We start from the raw sequence: 16,064 nt of genomic DNA, 5'->3' as shown, positions 1-16,064 counted from the left end.
GTTCCCGGTGGACCGTGGAGCAGATTGCCGGCCGTCACGTCTTTCCGGACAGCTCATCCGACCTGTCGGCGCGAAAGCTCTAAAATGCTACGTTTGTTAAACATTCTGGCGCTGGCCTGCGGCATCTGGGTCCAACGCGGGGCGCATCGGAGATAGGAACAGCTCATTACGTTTCAAATTTTCGAATCGTGCGCAGCGGCAACTTGTGCTATTTTTGTCACGAGGCGAGCGCTGCGGGAGTTGGGATATGTATATCCTTCCAATAGTGTTTGGCCTTCTTCTTGTTGCCACGCCTAGCGCGGGTCAACAGACAGTCTTTCACACAGCCAATTTCCCGGACGCCACCATGGTTCAATTGAGCGTGACCCATTACCAGGTCACCAGCGAGGAAGACTTCGACTTTGAAGTGGCCATCAAACTGGTTCAAACAGATGCGAACGGCACAGTTCTCTACGACGACACTAGGAAACACCCGGTTCGTGTTAAATGCGGAGAACCAGCATATGTCGACACTGGTCTCAAAAGATTCATGATCAACACAGCCACCTCCAACGGCGATTGGCAGCACGACCTTTGGGCTATGCTCTGCACAACAGCAACATCCTGAAAGCCAGCAAAGCGTCAGATCAACCCTGAAGTTGGCTCGGAAATATTCTTTCACTTTCGCCAATCGCAATGGAGTAGGTCTTCCACTCTCATAACGCGTCACTGCGTACACATGCTAAAAAGGCGGTCGTTTGAATAGTTGCACCGATCGGCAATTAGTCCCGCGTCTTTCGTGTCCAAACGCCATGCAGAGAAAGCGCGGTTTCGATCTACCGTTCGAACCCAGCAAGCAATGACCGCTTCCGTGACTAGGGTTGCAATGCAGCGAGAAGCCCGCCGCATGCGCAGAGCGATGCTGCGCCAGCGAAGAGAAAAATCCAAGGTCGGTTTTGTCCGGCACAGCAAACCTTGGCTTTTCACGCAGCAAAAGGCAGCAATCGGCCCTATTTCGGTCCGCTGTCTATCCCACCGAGCGAGATCCTCGACAGCCGCGCTGCATCTTCCGGTTCCCATTTCTGACGCAGGGCGCGAACATAATCCGCGTCCTGCTTCAGCTTTTGCCGTTCTATGGCGAGGACGCGTTTCACGGTCCGGGCCACCAGTTGAGCAATGCGCGTGACCATTCGCATTGCTGGGCGGATTTCTCTCAACGTTTCGGCCCGCGCACCCTTGGTATCCGGAGCGGCCGCGCCCCAATTGCCCAGGGCACCGCTCCAGGCCGCCCGGAATCAGTAAAACAGTGCCCAGTCCGAACAGCCCGGACCGGACCCGTCCTCTGTCACTCAGGCGGAGAAGGCGCCCGGAACGTCTTTGGCTTTGACCAGACTGCGGCCTTCGCAGATGACCGTTCCATCCGGCGCAGTGCAACTGGCCCAAAGGTCCACAAGATGCTTTTCCGGCCGCAGCCGGATGATTTCCACTTTGGCCTCCAGTGAAGTATCCAGCGGTGCGGGCGCTTTGAAAGCCAGATCCTGCTTCAGATAGTTGGTGCCAGATCCCGGCAACTCCACCCCCAACAGATAGGAGAACAGAGCCGCGATCAGCGGTTCCGGCACACAGCCGGCACTGGCGCCGCTCAAGGCCGCATAGGCCGCCAGATCGTCCCGGGTGTAGCTGCGCGCTATCCGCGCCGTCTGCCCTGTCCTCAGCATGTGATCTCTGCCTCTCCGGTCAGGCACTCCGCGCCATCCGCCACCCGTGTGACCAGCATCCTCACCAGGCCGGGGGCCTCTTGGGCGATCCGTAATCTCAGTTCTTCGCCTGCAAAGGCCGGGTTCGGGAACATCAGGCTTTGGCTGACCTGAGACAGCCCGGCGTCATGGCGCTTCAGCATTCCCCAAAGCTTGGCATAGATCAGCATCCCGTGGCTCACCGTCCGGCCAAAGGCCGTTTCGACGCAAAACTCCGGGTCAACATGGATCGCGTTGTCATCGCCTGACACTTTGGCAAAGGCGTCGAAATCTGCCTGTGTCGGGGTCCAGCGCTCCTCCAGTTCAATCATCGGTGAAATCCTTGCGCAGCTTGGGTTTGCATACTTTGCCTGCGGCCGTGCGTGGGAAGTCCTGAACAATCCGCACATGCGCGGGCACCTTGTACCCGGCCAGCCGTTCCCGGCACCACGGACGCAATGTTTCGGGGCTGACGGTCTGGCCAGGGCGCAGCATCACAAAGGCCGCGCCCGCTTCGCCCCACTTGGCGTCGGGAACCCCCACAACCGCTGCTTCCAGAATAGCGGGATGGGCGTTCAGCACCCGCTCCACCTCCGCCGGATGGACGTTTTCGCCGCCTGAAATGAACATGTCCTTGATGCGGTCGACGATGTAGTAATAGCCGTCCGCGTCCCGCCGCGCGACATCGCCGGTGGCGAGCCAGCCATCCCGGGTAAAGGTCTTGGCCGTTGCTTCGGGGTTGCCGAAATATCCCGGCGTGACGCCCGGACCGCGAAGCTGCAGCTCGCCCGCCCCTTCGGCCCCCTCGGCCACGCCGGCCAGCCGCACGTCGACAAGGCTTTGCGGCTTCCCCACCGACCCGATCTTCTCTGCCGCGCGGGCCGGATCCATCAGGAAAACGGTAGGACCGGTTTCGGTCATCCCCATTCCGTTCAGCACATTGGCGCCCCTAGCCGCAAAAAAGCGGATCAAGGGTTCGGGCAGCGGCGCCCCGCCGCAGCCGCAATGGATCGGTGTCCAATCCAGGTCTCCGATGCCAGGCAGCAGCGCCAGCGCCTGATAAACCGCCGGCACGCCGAAGAACTGATTGATCTGCCCGGACGCCAAAAGGCTCCGCACGGTTTCCGGCTCGAATTTCGGCAGAATGGTTGAGCTGCCGCCGGTCAGGAAAACCGGTAAAGTGTAAAGGTTGATACCCGCGGTGTGAAACAGTGGCAGAAAGCACAAGGCGCGGTCGGTTGATGCAATATCTATGGCCTGCCCGATATTCACGGCATTGGCCCAGGCCATGCCTGCCGTTTGGATGACCGCCTTGGGCAAGCCGGTGGTGCCGGAGGTGAACAGCAGATACCAGGGCTGTCCGGCTGGCACCGGAGCGTTGAGAGCGGGGCCGCCGTCCCTGATCCAGCCGGCAAGATCTTCCTCGATTGTCAGAACCGTTGCGCCGATATCTGCCGCGGCTTCGCGGGCCGTGGCCTGAAACTCCGCGTCTGTCAGCAGCAAAGAGATGCCAACCTGGTCCAGGGTTTCCACCAGCTCCGGTGCTGGCTGGCGCCAGTTCAGCGGGCACAGAACGATCCCGGTCTTTTGGCAGGCAAACAAGGCAATGAAGAACTCCACCCGGTTCTGGCAGATGATGGCGGCACGGTCGCCTTCTGCCAGGCCTTGTGCTTTGACCCCCGCAGCAACTGCGTTTGCCGCGGCATTGATCCGGGCAAAACTCCAGTCCTCGCCGGTGGAGGTGTCGTGAAAAGCCAAAGCATCGGGGGTTAATGCCGCCCGTTTAGCGGCCATATCCGGGATCACATCGAACATCGCATCTATCCGGTTGATTGAAGAAACTGTGCCATCCGAGACAGGGTCTCCTGCCGCCCGATCAATGTGCGGAATGCGGCGGTTTCCGCGTCCAGCCCCGCGCGGACACGGGCCAGCCGTTCGCCGTTCCAGACCAGCGACTTGGCTGCCAGGGCAGACCCCGCGTCGATGCTGCCCAACAGCTCTGCTGCCCGGGTTTCCGGATCGGCATCAACTGCCTGAACCAGCCCGAGGCGCTGCAATTCGCCCGCGCCGTGGCGGCAGTTTGCCATCAGCCAGCCTTGGGCCGGCCCGGCGCCAATCAATTCTGGCAAAAGGGCCGTCCACCCGCCGTCCGGGGCAAATCCCATGACGCCGTAGTAGGGTTGCACAAAGGCGCCCGGTTCAGCGGCAGCAATGCCGGACGCAAATAAGATGCCTGCCGACCCGCCGGTAGCAGCCCCGCGCACCGCTGACGCTATCACCGCGGGCATCGTGATCATCCGCATGATCAGGTCCTGCAGCACCGGGACCACCGCTTCGGCGTATTGCTCCGCGCGGCCATTTCGTGCCGCCTCATGGAACCGGCTGACATCTCCCCCGGTTGAAAAATTGCGCCCGCCGAGGATCAGTGCTTTCCGGACGCCCGATTTCTCCAGCGTATCAAATGCTTGGTGCAAGTCCCGCAACAAACCGGGCTCCAGCGCATTGGCGCGCGGAGCCTTCATCGTGATCCGGAAGCAAGGCTCCCCGCCTGCCAAGTCTATTTGGTCGCAGAAGACTAATCCGCTCATGGCGCCAATCCGTTGCAAATGAATTTGTGGGCCTCGGCAACAACCCGTTCGATGTCGGCCTCGTCTTCCCAAAGCACAAACCGCTCGCCCAGGGTCTTGGCGATCCCCATCAGGGCCCAGGCGCGCACTTCGGCGTCGCCCTGCGAAATCTCTCCCCTGCCGGCTGCTTGATCCAGCTGATCCGCATAAGCCTTGCCAAACTCGGTGTAATACTCGCGGTAGGCTTCCGGGTCGACAAAGCGGGCCTCCTCGACGATGCGGTATTGCAAGGGGCGGTCGCGCACCACGGTCAGATAGGCTTCCAAACCTGCGCGCTCAGCCTCCAGCCGGTTTGCGGCCCCGGCGATCCGCTCCGCAGCCTGGGACCGGGTGGCGTGGCCCATGTCCTGCACCAGCTCTCGAAAGACTTCGTCCTTGCCCGAGAAATAGATGTAGAAAGTGCCCAGCGCGGTGTCGGCGGCACGGGTAATGTCCGCGATGGAGGCTGCGGCAAAGCCCTTTTGGCCGATCACCTGTTCGGCGGCAGCCAGGATTTTGGCCCGGCGCTCCTTTCCGCGTTTGGTTTTTGGCTTCGCAGTTGTCGGCTTGGTCATCAGGTCACTTCTTGGTCTTGATTTGGCGTCGAGAGCCCTTCGGCAGCAACAAAGCGCCGGATGGCATCGCAAAAGGCCTCAGGCTCTTCCAGATGGGGCGAGTGTCCCGAGAACGCGAAACTCTCCACCCGCGCCCGCTTGGCCTGCGACGCGATCCAGTGCGCTGCATCCTGGCTGTAAAGCCTGCTGCGCGCGCCCGAGCAGACAAGGTAGGGGACAGCGATTTTTGCAATCGTTTCCCGCTCATCCATTGCTACCAGATCGTTCCACAGCGGGCGCAGGCGTGCGGGGTCTTGCGCCAGCAGCAGGTCAACGATGTCCTCCCGGCTTGGGACCGGATCGCTGGAGAGAGCATACATATTGCGCGCAATACTGCTGGCCATGCGGGGCCACTGCGGCACGATTTTACCAGAGGTTGCCAGAATGGCTTCTGCGCTTTGCCCGATCAGACCCAGGTCCCAATCCTCCTTCGGCAGCATCCGGGGGCTCATGTCGATGGTGATCAGCCCGCGCAGGCCAGCCGTTCCATGCCGCGCCACATAACGCCACGCGGCTCCTGCCCCCAATGACCAGCCGGCCAGGATGGGCCGGTCCAGGCTGTCGATCCACCGCTTTGCAACGGCCGCGCAGGCGTCGAGACTGGCTTCGTCCGCCAGCCGGCCCCCGTGCCCCGGCAGATCGGGGGCGTAGCAGTCATACTCTGCTCCCAGCCGCTGTGCCGTGTCCTTGAACATTGCTCCGTTCATCGCCCAGCCATGGAGAAAAAGAACGGGAATTGTCATGACGCGCGCCGTTGGCGCAGCCGGCCGACAATGCCAGACGGGAAGAAATAGACGCTGAGGATGAACAGGATGCCCAGCCACATCAGCCAACGGTTCGGGTTCAGCAGATCGGGGATCAGCGGCAGGCCGGCGGTTGCCTCAGAGGCGCTGCCCATCAGATTTTGCAGATAGGTTTGCGCCAAGATGAACAGGGCCGCCCCGATCACAGCGCCATACATCGTTCCCATGCCGCCGATCACGACCATCAGGAGGATGTCGAGCATGATCTCGAAGCTGAGCGTGGTATCCGGCCCGACATAGCGCAGCCAGATAGCGAAAAGGCTGCCCGCCAGCGCCGCCGCCGCCGCCGACAGGCAGGTGGCGGCGGTGCGGTACCACACCACGCGGTACCCGATCGCCTCGGCCCGGAAATCATTTTCGCGGATCGCCTGCAGCACGCGGCCGAACGGCGAATTCACGATGCGCAGCAGCAGCAGGAACAGGATAAGCGAGGCAAAAAACACCAGGTAATAGTTCAGGGTCTTGCCGGTGATGCGTGTGCCCAGGAATTCGCCCATGCGGTTGGCCGAGGTCAGAACCCGCGGGATTTTGTAGGTCAAACCATCCTCGCCGCCGGTGATGCCCGAAAACTGCGACACAAGGACCGCAACAGCCGACGCCACGGCCAGCGTGATCATGGCAAAGAAGATCGCACGCACCCGCAGGCTGAACAGGCCGATCAGCAGCGCCAGGACAACCGCCGCCAAGGCACCCGCCAGCGATCCGGCCAAAAGCGCGTCAAAGCCGCGCCCCATGTGGGTGGATGCAAGCGCTACACCATAGGCGCCGAGGCCAAAGAACATCGTGTGGGCAAAGCTGACGATCCCGCCGTAGCCCAGCAGCAGATCATAGCTCGCCACCAGCAGGATGAAGATGCAGATCCGCGCGGCGGTATCCAGCGGGCGCACGCCGTCAAAGATGAACGGCGCACCGGCCAGGCAGATCAGGATCACCAGCAGCACTGCGGTCAGAACCGCGGAGCGCGGCTTGTCGCCGGAGAGTAGTTTGACGATCATCTTATTTCGCCTTCACGACAGGCAGCATGCCTTGCGGCCGCCACATCAGGATTGCGGTCATCAGCGCGATGTTTGACACCAGTGCCAGCTTCGGTTCCAGAAAGGCCACGTAGTTCTGCATCAGCCCGACCAGAAGCGCGCCGATAAAGGCCCCTTCGACCGACCCCAACCCGCCAATGATGGCGACGATAAAGACCAGAACCATCATCTTTTCGCCCATCCCGGCGGTGATGACCTCCTGGTAGAGGCCCCACATAACGCCGCCCAGCCCGGCCAGGGCCGATCCGGCGATGAACACCCCGACAAAGACCAGGCGCAGCCGGTAGCCGAGAGCCTCAACCATGGGCCCGTTCTCCACCCCGGCCCGGACAATCAGGCCGATCTTGGTGCGGCGCAGAACCATGCGCATGGCAATGAACAGGGCCAGCCCGACCGCCACCGCCAGCAGGCGGTATTTCTCCATTGCGGCCCCGGCAAAGGTGACGGCCCCCTTCAGGGTTTCCGGACGGTTGAAGAAGATCTCATCCGGGCCCCAGATCACGTGGATCAGTTGCTCGATAACAATCAGCCCGCCAACCGTCACCAGGATCTGCTTCAGGTGCGCGCCGTAAACCGGCTTGACGATGATCCGTTCAAATCCCCAGCCCAGGGCGCCAGTCACTGTCATCGCGGCAACGACGGCCAGGAAGACAGCGGACATGTTCAAAAGCAGCGATGCCGCCCCGGTCCACTCGCCCAGCGCGATGAGCACGGACACCCCAACAAAAGCACCGACCGATATAAAGGCCCCGTGGCCGAAGTTGATCACGTCCATCAGTCCGAAAACCAGGGTCAGCCCCGAAGCCATGATGAAGATCATCATTCCCATGGCCAGCCCGGAGACAGTCAATGTCAGCCAGGATGAGGGCACGCCAATGGCGAAAAAGCCGAAAACAACCAGTACCGGGACCAGCAGTACCGGCAACGCGCCATCCAACCGCTCTGCCAGGCTGACGCTGGCAAAATTCGGTCTATGATCAGGGGCTGCGGTCATCTTAGTGCGCCTCCATGCTAAGACCCATCAGGCGTTCCTGAAGGTCTTTGTTTTCTGCCAGCTCCGCCATCGGCCCCGTCCAGATCACCCGGCCGTCATCCATAACCGCGGCGCTGTCGCCCAGCGCCCTGGCGACCGAAAAATTCTGCTCCACCAGCAAGATCGAGGCTCCCTGCCCTTTCAGCTCCCGCAGCGCCTGGGCCATGGTCGAGACGATCGCCGGTGCAAGCCCCTTGGTCGGCTCATCAATCAGGTACAGCTGGCGGTCTTCGGCCATCGCGCGGGCAATCGACAGCATTTGCTTCTGCCCGCCTGACAGGTTGCCCGCCTCGCTGTTCCAGAAGGTCCCCAAAGCCGGAAATGCCCCCAGAAGCCATTCCTTGCGCGCGCTATCCAGCGGCCCGGAGGTGCAGCCCAGCAGCATGTTCTCCTCCACCGTCAGATCGCTGAAGATACCCATGTCTTCGGGCACAAAGCCGATCCCGCCCCTTGCGCGCGCCGATACGGGCAGGCGGGTAATGTCTTGGCCGTCGTACAGAATTTTGCCCGATTTGGCGGTCCACTGGCCCATGATGGTCTTCAGCGTCGTGGTTTTCCCAACGCCGTTCCGGCCCAGCAGCATGGTCACCTGGCCGCGCGGCACCTCAAGGTCCACCCCTTGGAGGATGTGATACTGCGCGATGTCGGTATGCACCGCCTGCAGCGACAGGATCGGGTCAGACATGATCCAGCTCCTTACCCATATAGGCTTCCTGCACCACGGCTGACGCCATGACTTCGGCAGGCGGGCCGTCGGCAGCCAGCGCGCCATTGTGCAAAACGATGATGCGGTCGGCGAGGCTGCGGATCACGTCCAGCTTGTGCTCGACCAGCAGAACCGTGCGCTCCCGGTCCGCCTTGATTTCCGCAATCAGATCCAAAATCACCGGCGCTTCATCAACGCTCATCCCCGCCGTCGGCTCGTCGAACATGTAAACCGTCGGGTCCAGCCCGATCAGCAGCGCCACTTCCAGCTTGCGCTGATCGCCGTGCGGCAGCTCGGACACCAGCTGGTCTTTCTGAGTGTCCAGCCGCACCCGTTCCAGGATGGCCATCGCCGCCACGGTCAGTTCCGTGTGGCTGTCCGCCATCGAGAACAGCCCGAAGCCTTTGTGCTGGCGCGACTGGATCACCAGGCGCACGTTTTCGAGAACTGTCAGGCTGGGGAACAGATTGGTGAGCTGAAACGCCCGCCCCAGCCCCCGGCGGCAGCGGCCAGCCACGCCAAGGCGGGTGATGTCCTCGCCCATCAGCTTCACCGTGCCGGAACTGGCCGGGATCTGGCCCGAAATCAGGTTGAAATAGGTGGTCTTGCCTGCACCATTCGGCCCGACGATGGCGGTTAGTTCGCCCGCGTGAAAGCTGCAGGACACCGCGTCGACAGCCACATGGCCGCCAAACCGCACGGTCAGCGCGTCCGTTTCAAGAAGTGTCTGGGTCATTGATCTCTATCCCTGCCCGGGACGGCCGCAGCGGCCGCCCCGGAGTATCGGCGGGAAACATCCCGCAGCTTACTGATTGCGGATCGGGATATTCATTTCGTCCATGCCGATCTCGCGCACGAGCACCGGCACGCCATAGTCCTTGCCGTCCTGGACCTCGGTGCGGAAGTGGTACATGGGCTGCATGGCCTGATGATCCTCGGCCCGGAACTGCATGGTGCCTTTCGGGGTCTCCCAGGACATGCCTTCCATTGCCTTGATCAACGCCTCGGTGTCCTCTGCGCCGCCAGCCTTCTTGATTGCTTCGACAATCGCAAGCCCGGACGCCATGCCGCCGGCGGTGAAGAAGTCCGGCGGGCTGTCAAACCGCTCGAAATGGGTTTTCACCAGCCATTCGTTCACCGGGTTCTGAGGGATCTCGTAGTAGTAATAGGTCGCCCCCTCCATGCCCGGCAGTTCTTTGTAGGCCTTCAGCGCGGCCAGAATGTTGCCGCCGGTCGCAATCTCGATGCCGAAGCGCTCAGGCTCCATGGCATTGATCTTGCCCATGGGGTTGCCGCCGCCGGCCCAGATGATGAAGAGCTTCTTCTCGCCCTCGACCTCGCCCATCCTGGTGAAAATACGCTCAGCCGCCGCCGTGAAATCGGTGGTGTCGGTCGGTACATACTCCTCGTGGGCGATTGAGGCCCCGGTCGCTTCCAGCGCTTCCTTGAAGGCTGCGACGCCGTCACGGCCGAAGGCATAGTCCTGCGCCAGGGTCGCAATGGTCACGCCCTCCCCGCCCAGCGCCACCGCATTTGCGATTGCGTCCTGCGAGGAATTGCGGCCAGTGCGGAAAATGTAGGGGTTCCAGTTGGTGCCAGTGATCGAGTCCGCGACCGCGGGTTCGACGATCAGAATGCGCTCGTACTCTTCGGCAACCGGCAGCATGGCCAATGCCACGCCGGAACTTACCGGGCCAACAGCGATGTGCGCGTCATCATCGCCGAAAGCTTCTTCCAGCTGGGCACGGCCGATATCCGGCTTCAGCTGCGTGTCCTTTTCGATCACAACGATCTTCTCGCCGTTGATCTCCATCGTGCCGCCAGTGGCATATTCCAGCCCCAGCTGCAGGCCAATGTGCGACTGGGCCGCATAGGCCTCAAACGGGCCGGTTTTGCCATAAACATGGGCAATCCGGATTTCGGCAGCGGCTGCAGACGACATCAATGCACCAGCAACCGTCAACGCAAACAAGCGCAGCATGAGGGCTCCTCCCTGATTTCTCCCTGCAGAATATGAAACATGAATCAACATTCATGTCAATGCAGGGATGTTCCAGCACTGCCGTGCAGGCCCGTGCCGCCGGCCAGAAAAGACGGCTGCACTAAGGCACAGGCCCCAACGGGGTGTTAAGAAACGGCCGCAAGCGAAGGGGTTTGCCGGGGCAAGCGGGTATGGCTTCATCCATCGTCCCGATGGACCGAAGGCCTGTCATGCACTAACAATTGTTCGAGCCTTTCTAGTGCGGCCGCAGGCTCAGGCTTGGTCCAATCCGCGGCCGCGGTCCGCAGCGGAAACATCCGGCGGGTATCGCCGGTCCGGATACAGGCCAAAACATGGAGACCCGGGGCGCAAAGACTATTTCGATACCAGTGCGGCCTGCGCAAATGGACAAGACGCTGTAAGTGCCTGGAGAAAGGGAAACTCAATGTACCGGATTCGCCTGTTCGCTATTCGTCACTCCCGCAGTTTTGAGTGGATATACAAGCGGGTGGAGCAGGTCATGATCGCCCTGGACCCGGTCCTGAGAAAAATAGGCTATGACCGGGTCGAGCGTCCCGTCGCCTTTGTCGAGAAATGCGTCAAGACTGTGCTGTTCGATTGCAAAATGTGCGGGCAGTGCGTGCTGTCCTCGACCGGCATGTCCTGCCCGATGAACTGCCCCAAGCAGCTGCGCAACGGCCCCTGCGGCGGGGTGCGGCCAGGCGGGTATTGTGAGGTCAAACCGGAAATGAAATGCGTTTGGGTGCTGGCCTGGGACGGCGCCTCGCGGATGAAGGGCGGCGCGCAGATTGCAACTGTGCTGCCACCGGTGGAACGCAATCTCGAAGGGTCTTCGTCCTGGCTGCGGGTGAGCCGCGAAAAAGCAGCCCATCTGCGTGAAGCCCGGGAAAAACGCCGCACCGCCATCGCCGACGCCTTTCCCGGCGCCCGCAAGAATGAACCCTCCGCCGCGCCGCTGGCGGAGGAGCCCGCACAAGCTCAGAAAGGGGCGAAATGATGGACCTCAGTTTGCCCCAGCCCTATTCACCGCCGCCCGAAGGCCATGTTTCGCACAGCCGGCTGGAACGGGTGCTCCGCTCCGGCCGCTTTGCCATCACGGCGGAACTGAACCCGCCCGACAGCGCTGACCCTGCGGATGTCTACGATGCCGCACGCCCGCTTGGGGAGGTTGCCGACGCCATCAATGCCACGGATGCCTCGGGCGCGAACTGCCATATGTCCTCGATCGGGATCAGCGCGCTGCTCACCCGGGCTGGGTATTCTCCAGTCTACCAGATCTCCTGCCGGGACCGGAACCGGATCGCCATTCAGGGGGATGTGCTGGGTGCTGCCGCCATGGGGGTCAGCAACGTTCTGTGCCTGACGGGTGATGGTGTCGGCGTGGGGGACCAGCCGGGCGCCAAGCCGGTATTCGATTTCGACTCCTTGTCGCTGCTGCGCACCATCAGGACCATGCGGGATGAGCGGAAGTTCCTCTCCGGGCGCACCATAACCAATCCGCCGCTGCTGTTTCTGGGGGCGGCTGAAAACCCCTGCATCCCGCCTTATGAGTGGCGCCCGGAACGGCTGGCCAAAAAGGTCGAGGCCGGGGCGGAATACATCCAGACAAACTATATCTACGACGTGCCCCTGTTCGAAAAGTTCATGGCCCGGGTTCGGGATATGGGCTTGGACAAGAAAGTCTTTATCCTGGCCGGTGTCGGACCGCTGGCGTCGGCGCGGGCGGCACGGTGGATGCGCTCGAACGTGCCGGGGATCCATATTCCGGACGCAGTTATCGACCGGATGGAGAAAGCTGACAAACCCGGACAGGAAGGCAAGAAAATCTGCGTAGAGCTTATCCAGCAGATGCGTGAGATCGCCGGCGTCTCCGGGGTGCATGTCATGGCTTACCGGAAGGAGCATCAGGTTTCTGAGATCATCCAGGAGTCCGGAGTTTTGGCGTCCCGCAAACGGACCTGATTACCGGGTTGAGCTGACCTGCCCGGCTCTTTCGCCGGGTTCCGCGGCGAAGTCCGGCAGCCGTTGAGCGGTCTAGGTCGTGGCGACAATCCAGTCAGGCCGGATCGCGCATTTGGCGATATAGGGCGCAACATCATGCCCCCGGAACAGACCGTGCTCACTGATGAGAATTGTGCCGATGCCTGCCGCGGCCCCGCCCAGCACATCTGTATGCAGCGTATCCCCCACCATCGCGACCCGGTGCCGCGGTATGCCCTCCAGCCGGGCCAGGGCGGTCTCGAAGGCATTGCCGAAGGGCTTGCCGAAGAACACGGCCCGCCCGCCGGTGCGCCCGGTGATCTCATGCGCGATCAGCCCCGGCTCAACCGACAACCCGATTTCGCGCGGCGCCACAAGATCCGGGTTGGCAACAACAAGCGGCCTTGGGTCCGCGAGCAGCGCGCGTGTCACGGCGGCAGTGTCCTCTTCGCTCCAGCGTGCCGAGGACAATAGCAAAAACCCGCCGGCAGCGCGCAGCAGCTCAGGGTTTTCAGCGAGCTGTGCGATCCGGACCGCGTCGGGCGCGTCGCTGAAATCATCGCCTTCCGCCGCCGCCGCGGCCCAAACCTTGCCCTGCAGCAGCTTTGGCAGCGCAGCAAAGGCTACATCACGGCTGGAGACCACCTCGGACGGAGAAAAATCAAACCCTAGTCTGTGATACTTGGCCAACACACCTGCACGGGTGTAGCTGGCCGCATTGGTCAGGACGACCAGCCTTTTTCCCAAGGCGCGAAGGGCGGCCATACGCTCCACGGCGCCGCTGATCGCGGTTTCGCCACGGTTCAGCACGCCAAAGGCGTCCAGGATATAGGCGTCATAATCTGCGGCCGTATCGCCCAGGTCATGGCCGGACTTTGAAACCGGCGGAAACTCTGCCTGCGGCAGGGCCGCCCGCACGCTTTCGTACCTGTCAAACGCCCAATCCGTGCCGATCATCGTGGCCCTTTTCCTCTTCAATCATCCTGCTAGCCCCGGACAGGCACACGCGCGTCCCCGCGCCCTTCCCCCCCCCGCTTGCCCGCGCTGCATAGGATACCAGCACGCTAAGGTATTGCGGCTTGGGTACTTGTTTGCCGCCCCGGTACGGTCACAGGATCTTTTTGCGCAGATAGGTAGACACCACTTCGCCAAAGACCACCAGCGCAAGGATCGTCAGCAGCACCATGGAGACCTCGGGCCAATTGAACGTGTCGATAGCGCCTTGCAGGATCATCCCGATGCCGCCAGCCCCCACAAGGCCCAGCACCGTGGATTCCCGTAGGTTGATATCCCAGCGCAGAATGGCGACCGCGAAAAAGGCGGGCATAACTTGCGGCACGATGGCATAGAGCACAATTTTGAACTGCGACGCGCCGACGGCCTCCAGCGCCTCCACTGGCTTGCGGTCGATCTCCTCAATCGCCTCCCCCAGCAGCTTTCCAAGAAAGCCGATGGAGCGGAACATGATTGCCGCAATCCCCGCCACGATGCCGGGGCCAAAGATCGCCACGAACAGAAGCGCCCAGATAATGGTGTTCACCGAGCGCGAGGACACGAGGATGAACCGCCCAACCCACAGAGCCGCCCTGTTCGGCGTGGTGTTCTGCGCCGCGATATAGGCAACCGGCAGGGACACCACGACCGCGATCATTGTCGCCAGCGTGGCGATGTTCACCGTCTGCCAGATTGCCTCCAGGATCGACGGCAGGTTGCTGGGGTCCGGCGGCATCATGCGGCCGAACAGGTCTGCCATCTGCGACGGGGCATCCCAAACCCAGGCCCAGATCACGTCGATACTGCGCAGCGCCCAGCCGACAACCAGAAGCGTCAGGGCCAGCCCGCCATACCGCAGCAGACGCTGGCGCAGAGTGAAACGCGACCAGTGGTCCTGTGCGCCGTGCAAGGTTTCTGTGCTCATCATGCGATCCGCTTCCTGACAAATCCGCTCACCGCCTCGGACACGAGGATGACACCGACGATGACCATGGTGATGGCAAGCGCGAAGTCGTAGTCATACCGGCCAAAGGCATTGGCCAATGTCGCGCCGATGCCGCCCGCCCCGACGATGCCAACCACGGCAGAGGCCCGCAGGTTGCTGTCCAACTGATAGATCCCCAGTCCCACAAGGCGCGGCATGATCTGCGGCAGCACCGCATAGGCCAGCGTGGCGATGAACCCCGCCCCGGCCGCGCGCATGGCTTCCACCTGGCCAAAGTCGATTTCCTCGATCCGCTCCGCAAGCAGCTTGGCGACAAAGCCGATGGAATAGACCAGCAGTGTCAAAGCGCCCGCAAAGGGGCCAAAGCCCACGGCTTTCACAAATATGATCGCCACGATCACCGGGTGGAAACTGCGCGCAACAATGATGATGCCGCGGCCCAGCAGATAGACGGGTTTCACCGAAATATTGCCCGCCGCCATAAATGCCAGCGGCACAGAGACCGCAATCCCCCCCGCCGTGGCAAGAATGGCAATCTTTAGGCTTTCCATAAATCCGTCAAAAAGCAGCCCGGCGCGGTCGAAACTGGGTGGAAATGCGCCGCTGAAGATCCTCTGCGCGCGGGTCAAGCCGTCGGAAACCCGCTCCCAGTCGATTGGCAGGGTTGCCAGGGTGACGACAAAGTAAACCGCCGCAACGGCATACAGCCCATAGCGTAGCGCCGGGCTGGCAATAAAGGGCGGCTTGCGCCAGGTGTCCTTGCCCGCGCTCATGCCGCCGCCCCTGCCTGCGCCCGGTCCTGTGCTGGCACGCCCGCATAGATCTCGTCCATTTCGGCCTTGCCAAGCCGCGAAGGCAGGCCGTCAAAAATGATCCGCCCGTAGCGCATGCCGACGATGCGGTCGCTGTACTCCTTGGCTTCCGCCACGTTGTGAATGTTGATGATGACCGGCAGCTTCAGCTCGGATGCCAGATCACGCAGCAGCGACATGATCTGCTCTGAGGTCTTGGGGTCGAGAGAGGCCGTCGGCTCATCCGCCAGCAGGATCTCCGGCCGCTGCATCAGCGCGCGCACCACGCCGACCCGCTGGCGTTCGCCGCCGGACAGCTCATCCGCCCGCTTGTTGGCGTAATGGGCGATGCCGACCCGCTCCATCAGTTCGTAGGCGTGGCGGATATCCTCGCGCGGGTAGCGCCGGGTCAGCGCGGCCCAGGTAGAGATATACCCCAGGCGCCCCGACTGGACATTTTCCATTACCGTCAGCCGGTCGATGAGGTTAAAGCCCTGGAAAACCATGCCGATCCGGCGGCGCGCGATGCGCAGGCTGCGGCGGTTCAACGTGGTGAACTCGGTGCCGTTGAGGTCGATGGACCCTGAGGTGGGCTCCACCAGGCGGTTGATGCAGCGCAGCAGCGTGCTCTTGCCGGCACCGGAAGACCCGATGACCGACGTAAGCTGATCGCCTTCGACGGTCAGGTCCAGTTCTTTCAGCACCGGATCGCCCGATCCGTAGCGCTTGGTCAGTTTGGAGATTTTTAGCATTGCGGACTTTCAAGCATAGCTCAGCTGCGGCTGTGCCGCGCTGCTTGGGGGCGGCGGCCTGCGGGCGGCCACGGGCGCGCCCGGCCGAT

General features: G+C 62.1%; 19 protein-coding genes. 3 read left to right on the top strand and 16 right to left on the bottom strand.

Annotated features, from left to right (window positions below):
* Positions 1-247 precede the first annotated feature (247 nt).
* Positions 248-607 carry a hypothetical protein gene (locus PHA8399_RS02320; protein ID WP_058284604.1) on the top strand — a complete coding sequence of 120 codons (360 nt, stop codon included), beginning with the start codon at positions 248-250 and terminating at the stop codon, positions 605-607.
* Positions 608-989: 382 nt separating this feature from the next.
* Here PHA8399_RS02320 and PHA8399_RS02315 read toward each other — a convergent pair whose 3' ends face one another.
* The 12 genes from PHA8399_RS02315 to PHA8399_RS02260 form a co-directional block, all read right to left on the bottom strand.
* Positions 990-1,169 carry a hypothetical protein gene (locus PHA8399_RS02315; RefSeq protein ID WP_058284603.1) on the bottom strand — a complete coding sequence of 60 codons (180 nt, stop codon included), beginning with the start codon at positions 1,167-1,169 and terminating at the stop codon, positions 990-992.
* Between the two features lie 159 nt (positions 1,170-1,328).
* Entirely contained in the window at positions 1,329-1,697 is a 369-nt protein-coding gene (locus PHA8399_RS02310; protein WP_058284602.1) for a hotdog family protein, read from the bottom strand.
* Entirely contained in the window at positions 1,691-2,047 is a 357-nt protein-coding gene (locus PHA8399_RS02305) for a MaoC family dehydratase (RefSeq protein WP_058284601.1), read from the bottom strand. The genes PHA8399_RS02310 and PHA8399_RS02305 overlap by 7 nt, the downstream gene beginning before the upstream one ends.
* The gene (locus PHA8399_RS02300; protein ID WP_058284600.1) at positions 2,040-3,530 is read right to left on the bottom strand and encodes a class I adenylate-forming enzyme family protein; all 1,491 of its coding nucleotides are present in this window, start codon (positions 3,528-3,530) and stop codon (positions 2,040-2,042) included. The genes PHA8399_RS02305 and PHA8399_RS02300 overlap by 8 nt, the downstream gene beginning before the upstream one ends.
* A gap of 5 nt (positions 3,531-3,535) precedes the next feature.
* Positions 3,536-4,303 (bottom strand): enoyl-CoA hydratase/isomerase family protein, encoded by a 768-nt coding sequence (locus PHA8399_RS02295; RefSeq protein WP_167592822.1) that lies wholly within the window; start codon positions 4,301-4,303, stop codon positions 3,536-3,538.
* Positions 4,300-4,896, bottom strand: a complete 597-nt coding sequence (locus PHA8399_RS02290) for a TetR/AcrR family transcriptional regulator (protein WP_058284599.1) — start codon at positions 4,894-4,896, stop codon at positions 4,300-4,302. Before PHA8399_RS02290 ends, PHA8399_RS02295 begins: the two co-directional genes overlap by 4 nt.
* A complete protein-coding gene (locus PHA8399_RS02285) occupies positions 4,896-5,678 on the bottom strand; it encodes an alpha/beta fold hydrolase (RefSeq protein WP_082649433.1) in 783 nt (260 codons plus the stop codon). The genes PHA8399_RS02290 and PHA8399_RS02285 overlap by 1 nt, the downstream gene beginning before the upstream one ends.
* Complete coding sequence (locus PHA8399_RS02280) at positions 5,675-6,733, bottom strand: branched-chain amino acid ABC transporter permease (RefSeq protein ID WP_058284597.1); 1,059 nt, start codon at positions 6,731-6,733, stop codon at positions 5,675-5,677. Before PHA8399_RS02280 ends, PHA8399_RS02285 begins: the two co-directional genes overlap by 4 nt.
* A 1-nt stretch (position 6,734) precedes the next feature.
* Positions 6,735-7,766, bottom strand: coding sequence for a branched-chain amino acid ABC transporter permease (locus PHA8399_RS02275; RefSeq protein WP_058284596.1), 1,032 nt, complete (start codon positions 7,764-7,766; stop codon positions 6,735-6,737).
* 1 nt (position 7,767) lies between these two features.
* On the bottom strand, positions 7,768-8,490 hold the full coding sequence (locus PHA8399_RS02270; RefSeq protein WP_058284595.1) for an ABC transporter ATP-binding protein: 723 nt from the start codon (positions 8,488-8,490) through the stop codon (positions 7,768-7,770).
* A complete protein-coding gene (locus PHA8399_RS02265) occupies positions 8,483-9,247 on the bottom strand; it encodes an ABC transporter ATP-binding protein (protein WP_058284594.1) in 765 nt (254 codons plus the stop codon). Before PHA8399_RS02265 ends, PHA8399_RS02270 begins: the two co-directional genes overlap by 8 nt.
* A gap of 69 nt (positions 9,248-9,316) precedes the next feature.
* Positions 9,317-10,492 carry a substrate-binding domain-containing protein gene (locus tag PHA8399_RS02260; RefSeq protein WP_058284593.1) on the bottom strand — a complete coding sequence of 392 codons (1,176 nt, stop codon included), beginning with the start codon at positions 10,490-10,492 and terminating at the stop codon, positions 9,317-9,319.
* 520 nt (positions 10,493-11,012) lie between these two features.
* Between PHA8399_RS02260 and PHA8399_RS02255 the strand changes: the two genes are divergently transcribed.
* On the top strand, positions 11,013-11,510 hold the full coding sequence (locus PHA8399_RS02255) for a methylenetetrahydrofolate reductase C-terminal domain-containing protein (protein ID WP_244270135.1): 498 nt from the start codon (positions 11,013-11,015) through the stop codon (positions 11,508-11,510).
* A complete protein-coding gene (locus tag PHA8399_RS02250; RefSeq protein WP_244270134.1) occupies positions 11,510-12,475 on the top strand; it encodes a methylenetetrahydrofolate reductase in 966 nt (321 codons plus the stop codon). The genes PHA8399_RS02255 and PHA8399_RS02250 overlap by 1 nt, the downstream gene beginning before the upstream one ends.
* Before the next feature lie 72 nt (positions 12,476-12,547).
* On the opposite strand, the gene PHA8399_RS02245 is transcribed toward PHA8399_RS02250, so the two are convergent.
* The 4 genes from PHA8399_RS02245 to phnC form a co-directional block, all read right to left on the bottom strand.
* Entirely contained in the window at positions 12,548-13,450 is a 903-nt protein-coding gene (locus tag PHA8399_RS02245) for a TIGR01459 family HAD-type hydrolase (protein ID WP_058284590.1), read from the bottom strand.
* A gap of 151 nt (positions 13,451-13,601) precedes the next feature.
* Positions 13,602-14,414 (bottom strand): phosphonate ABC transporter, permease protein PhnE, encoded by an 813-nt coding sequence (phnE, locus tag PHA8399_RS02240; RefSeq protein WP_058284589.1) that lies wholly within the window; start codon positions 14,412-14,414, stop codon positions 13,602-13,604.
* Positions 14,411-15,205: a phosphonate ABC transporter, permease protein PhnE gene (gene phnE, locus PHA8399_RS02235; RefSeq protein ID WP_058284588.1), complete on the bottom strand. Its 795-nt coding sequence runs from the start codon at positions 15,203-15,205 to the stop codon at positions 14,411-14,413. The genes phnE (PHA8399_RS02240) and phnE (PHA8399_RS02235) overlap by 4 nt, the downstream gene beginning before the upstream one ends.
* Positions 15,202-15,975: a phosphonate ABC transporter ATP-binding protein gene (gene phnC / locus PHA8399_RS02230; RefSeq protein ID WP_058284587.1), complete on the bottom strand. Its 774-nt coding sequence runs from the start codon at positions 15,973-15,975 to the stop codon at positions 15,202-15,204. Before phnC ends, phnE (PHA8399_RS02235) begins: the two co-directional genes overlap by 4 nt.
* Positions 15,976-16,064: the final 89 nt, after the last annotated feature.

This window comes from Leisingera aquaemixtae (assembly GCF_001458395.1).
Taxonomy (GTDB): domain Bacteria; phylum Pseudomonadota; class Alphaproteobacteria; order Rhodobacterales; family Rhodobacteraceae; genus Leisingera; species Leisingera aquaemixtae.
Note: the sequence above shows the minus strand (reverse complement) of the source record. Positions and strands in the feature narration are given on the sequence as shown.

Excerpts from the sequence above, each read along its gene's own strand:
- PHA8399_RS02290 (WP_058284599.1), bottom strand. The coding sequence starts at position 4,896 with ATGACCAAGCCGACAACTGCGAAGCCAAAAACCAAACGCGGAAAGGAG.
- PHA8399_RS02260 (WP_058284593.1), bottom strand. The coding sequence starts at position 10,492 with ATGCTGCGCTTGTTTGCGTTGACGGTTGCTGGTGCATTGATGTCGTCT.
- phnE (WP_058284588.1), bottom strand. The coding sequence starts at position 15,205 with ATGAGCGCGGGCAAGGACACCTGGCGCAAGCCGCCCTTTATTGCCAGC.
- PHA8399_RS02250 (WP_244270134.1), top strand. The coding sequence starts at position 11,510 with ATGGACCTCAGTTTGCCCCAGCCCTATTCACCGCCGCCCGAAGGCCAT.
- PHA8399_RS02315 (WP_058284603.1), bottom strand. The coding sequence starts at position 1,169 with ATGGTCACGCGCATTGCTCAACTGGTGGCCCGGACCGTGAAACGCGTC.
- PHA8399_RS02320 (WP_058284604.1), top strand. The coding sequence starts at position 248 with ATGTATATCCTTCCAATAGTGTTTGGCCTTCTTCTTGTTGCCACGCCT.
- phnE (WP_058284589.1), bottom strand. The coding sequence starts at position 14,414 with ATGATGAGCACAGAAACCTTGCACGGCGCACAGGACCACTGGTCGCGT.
- PHA8399_RS02245 (WP_058284590.1), bottom strand. The coding sequence starts at position 13,450 with ATGATCGGCACGGATTGGGCGTTTGACAGGTACGAAAGCGTGCGGGCG.
- PHA8399_RS02285 (WP_082649433.1), bottom strand. The coding sequence starts at position 5,678 with ATGACAATTCCCGTTCTTTTTCTCCATGGCTGGGCGATGAACGGAGCA.
- PHA8399_RS02280 (WP_058284597.1), bottom strand. The coding sequence starts at position 6,733 with ATGATCGTCAAACTACTCTCCGGCGACAAGCCGCGCTCCGCGGTTCTG.
- PHA8399_RS02275 (WP_058284596.1), bottom strand. The coding sequence starts at position 7,766 with ATGACCGCAGCCCCTGATCATAGACCGAATTTTGCCAGCGTCAGCCTG.
- PHA8399_RS02295 (WP_167592822.1), bottom strand. The coding sequence starts at position 4,303 with ATGAGCGGATTAGTCTTCTGCGACCAAATAGACTTGGCAGGCGGGGAG.
- PHA8399_RS02305 (WP_058284601.1), bottom strand. The coding sequence starts at position 2,047 with ATGATTGAACTGGAGGAGCGCTGGACCCCGACACAGGCAGATTTCGAC.
- PHA8399_RS02300 (WP_058284600.1), bottom strand. The coding sequence starts at position 3,530 with ATGTTCGATGTGATCCCGGATATGGCCGCTAAACGGGCGGCATTAACC.
- PHA8399_RS02265 (WP_058284594.1), bottom strand. The coding sequence starts at position 9,247 with ATGACCCAGACACTTCTTGAAACGGACGCGCTGACCGTGCGGTTTGGC.
- PHA8399_RS02255 (WP_244270135.1), top strand. The coding sequence starts at position 11,013 with ATGATCGCCCTGGACCCGGTCCTGAGAAAAATAGGCTATGACCGGGTC.
- phnC (WP_058284587.1), bottom strand. The coding sequence starts at position 15,975 with ATGCTAAAAATCTCCAAACTGACCAAGCGCTACGGATCGGGCGATCCG.
- PHA8399_RS02270 (WP_058284595.1), bottom strand. The coding sequence starts at position 8,490 with ATGTCTGACCCGATCCTGTCGCTGCAGGCGGTGCATACCGACATCGCG.
- PHA8399_RS02310 (WP_058284602.1), bottom strand. The coding sequence starts at position 1,697 with ATGCTGAGGACAGGGCAGACGGCGCGGATAGCGCGCAGCTACACCCGG.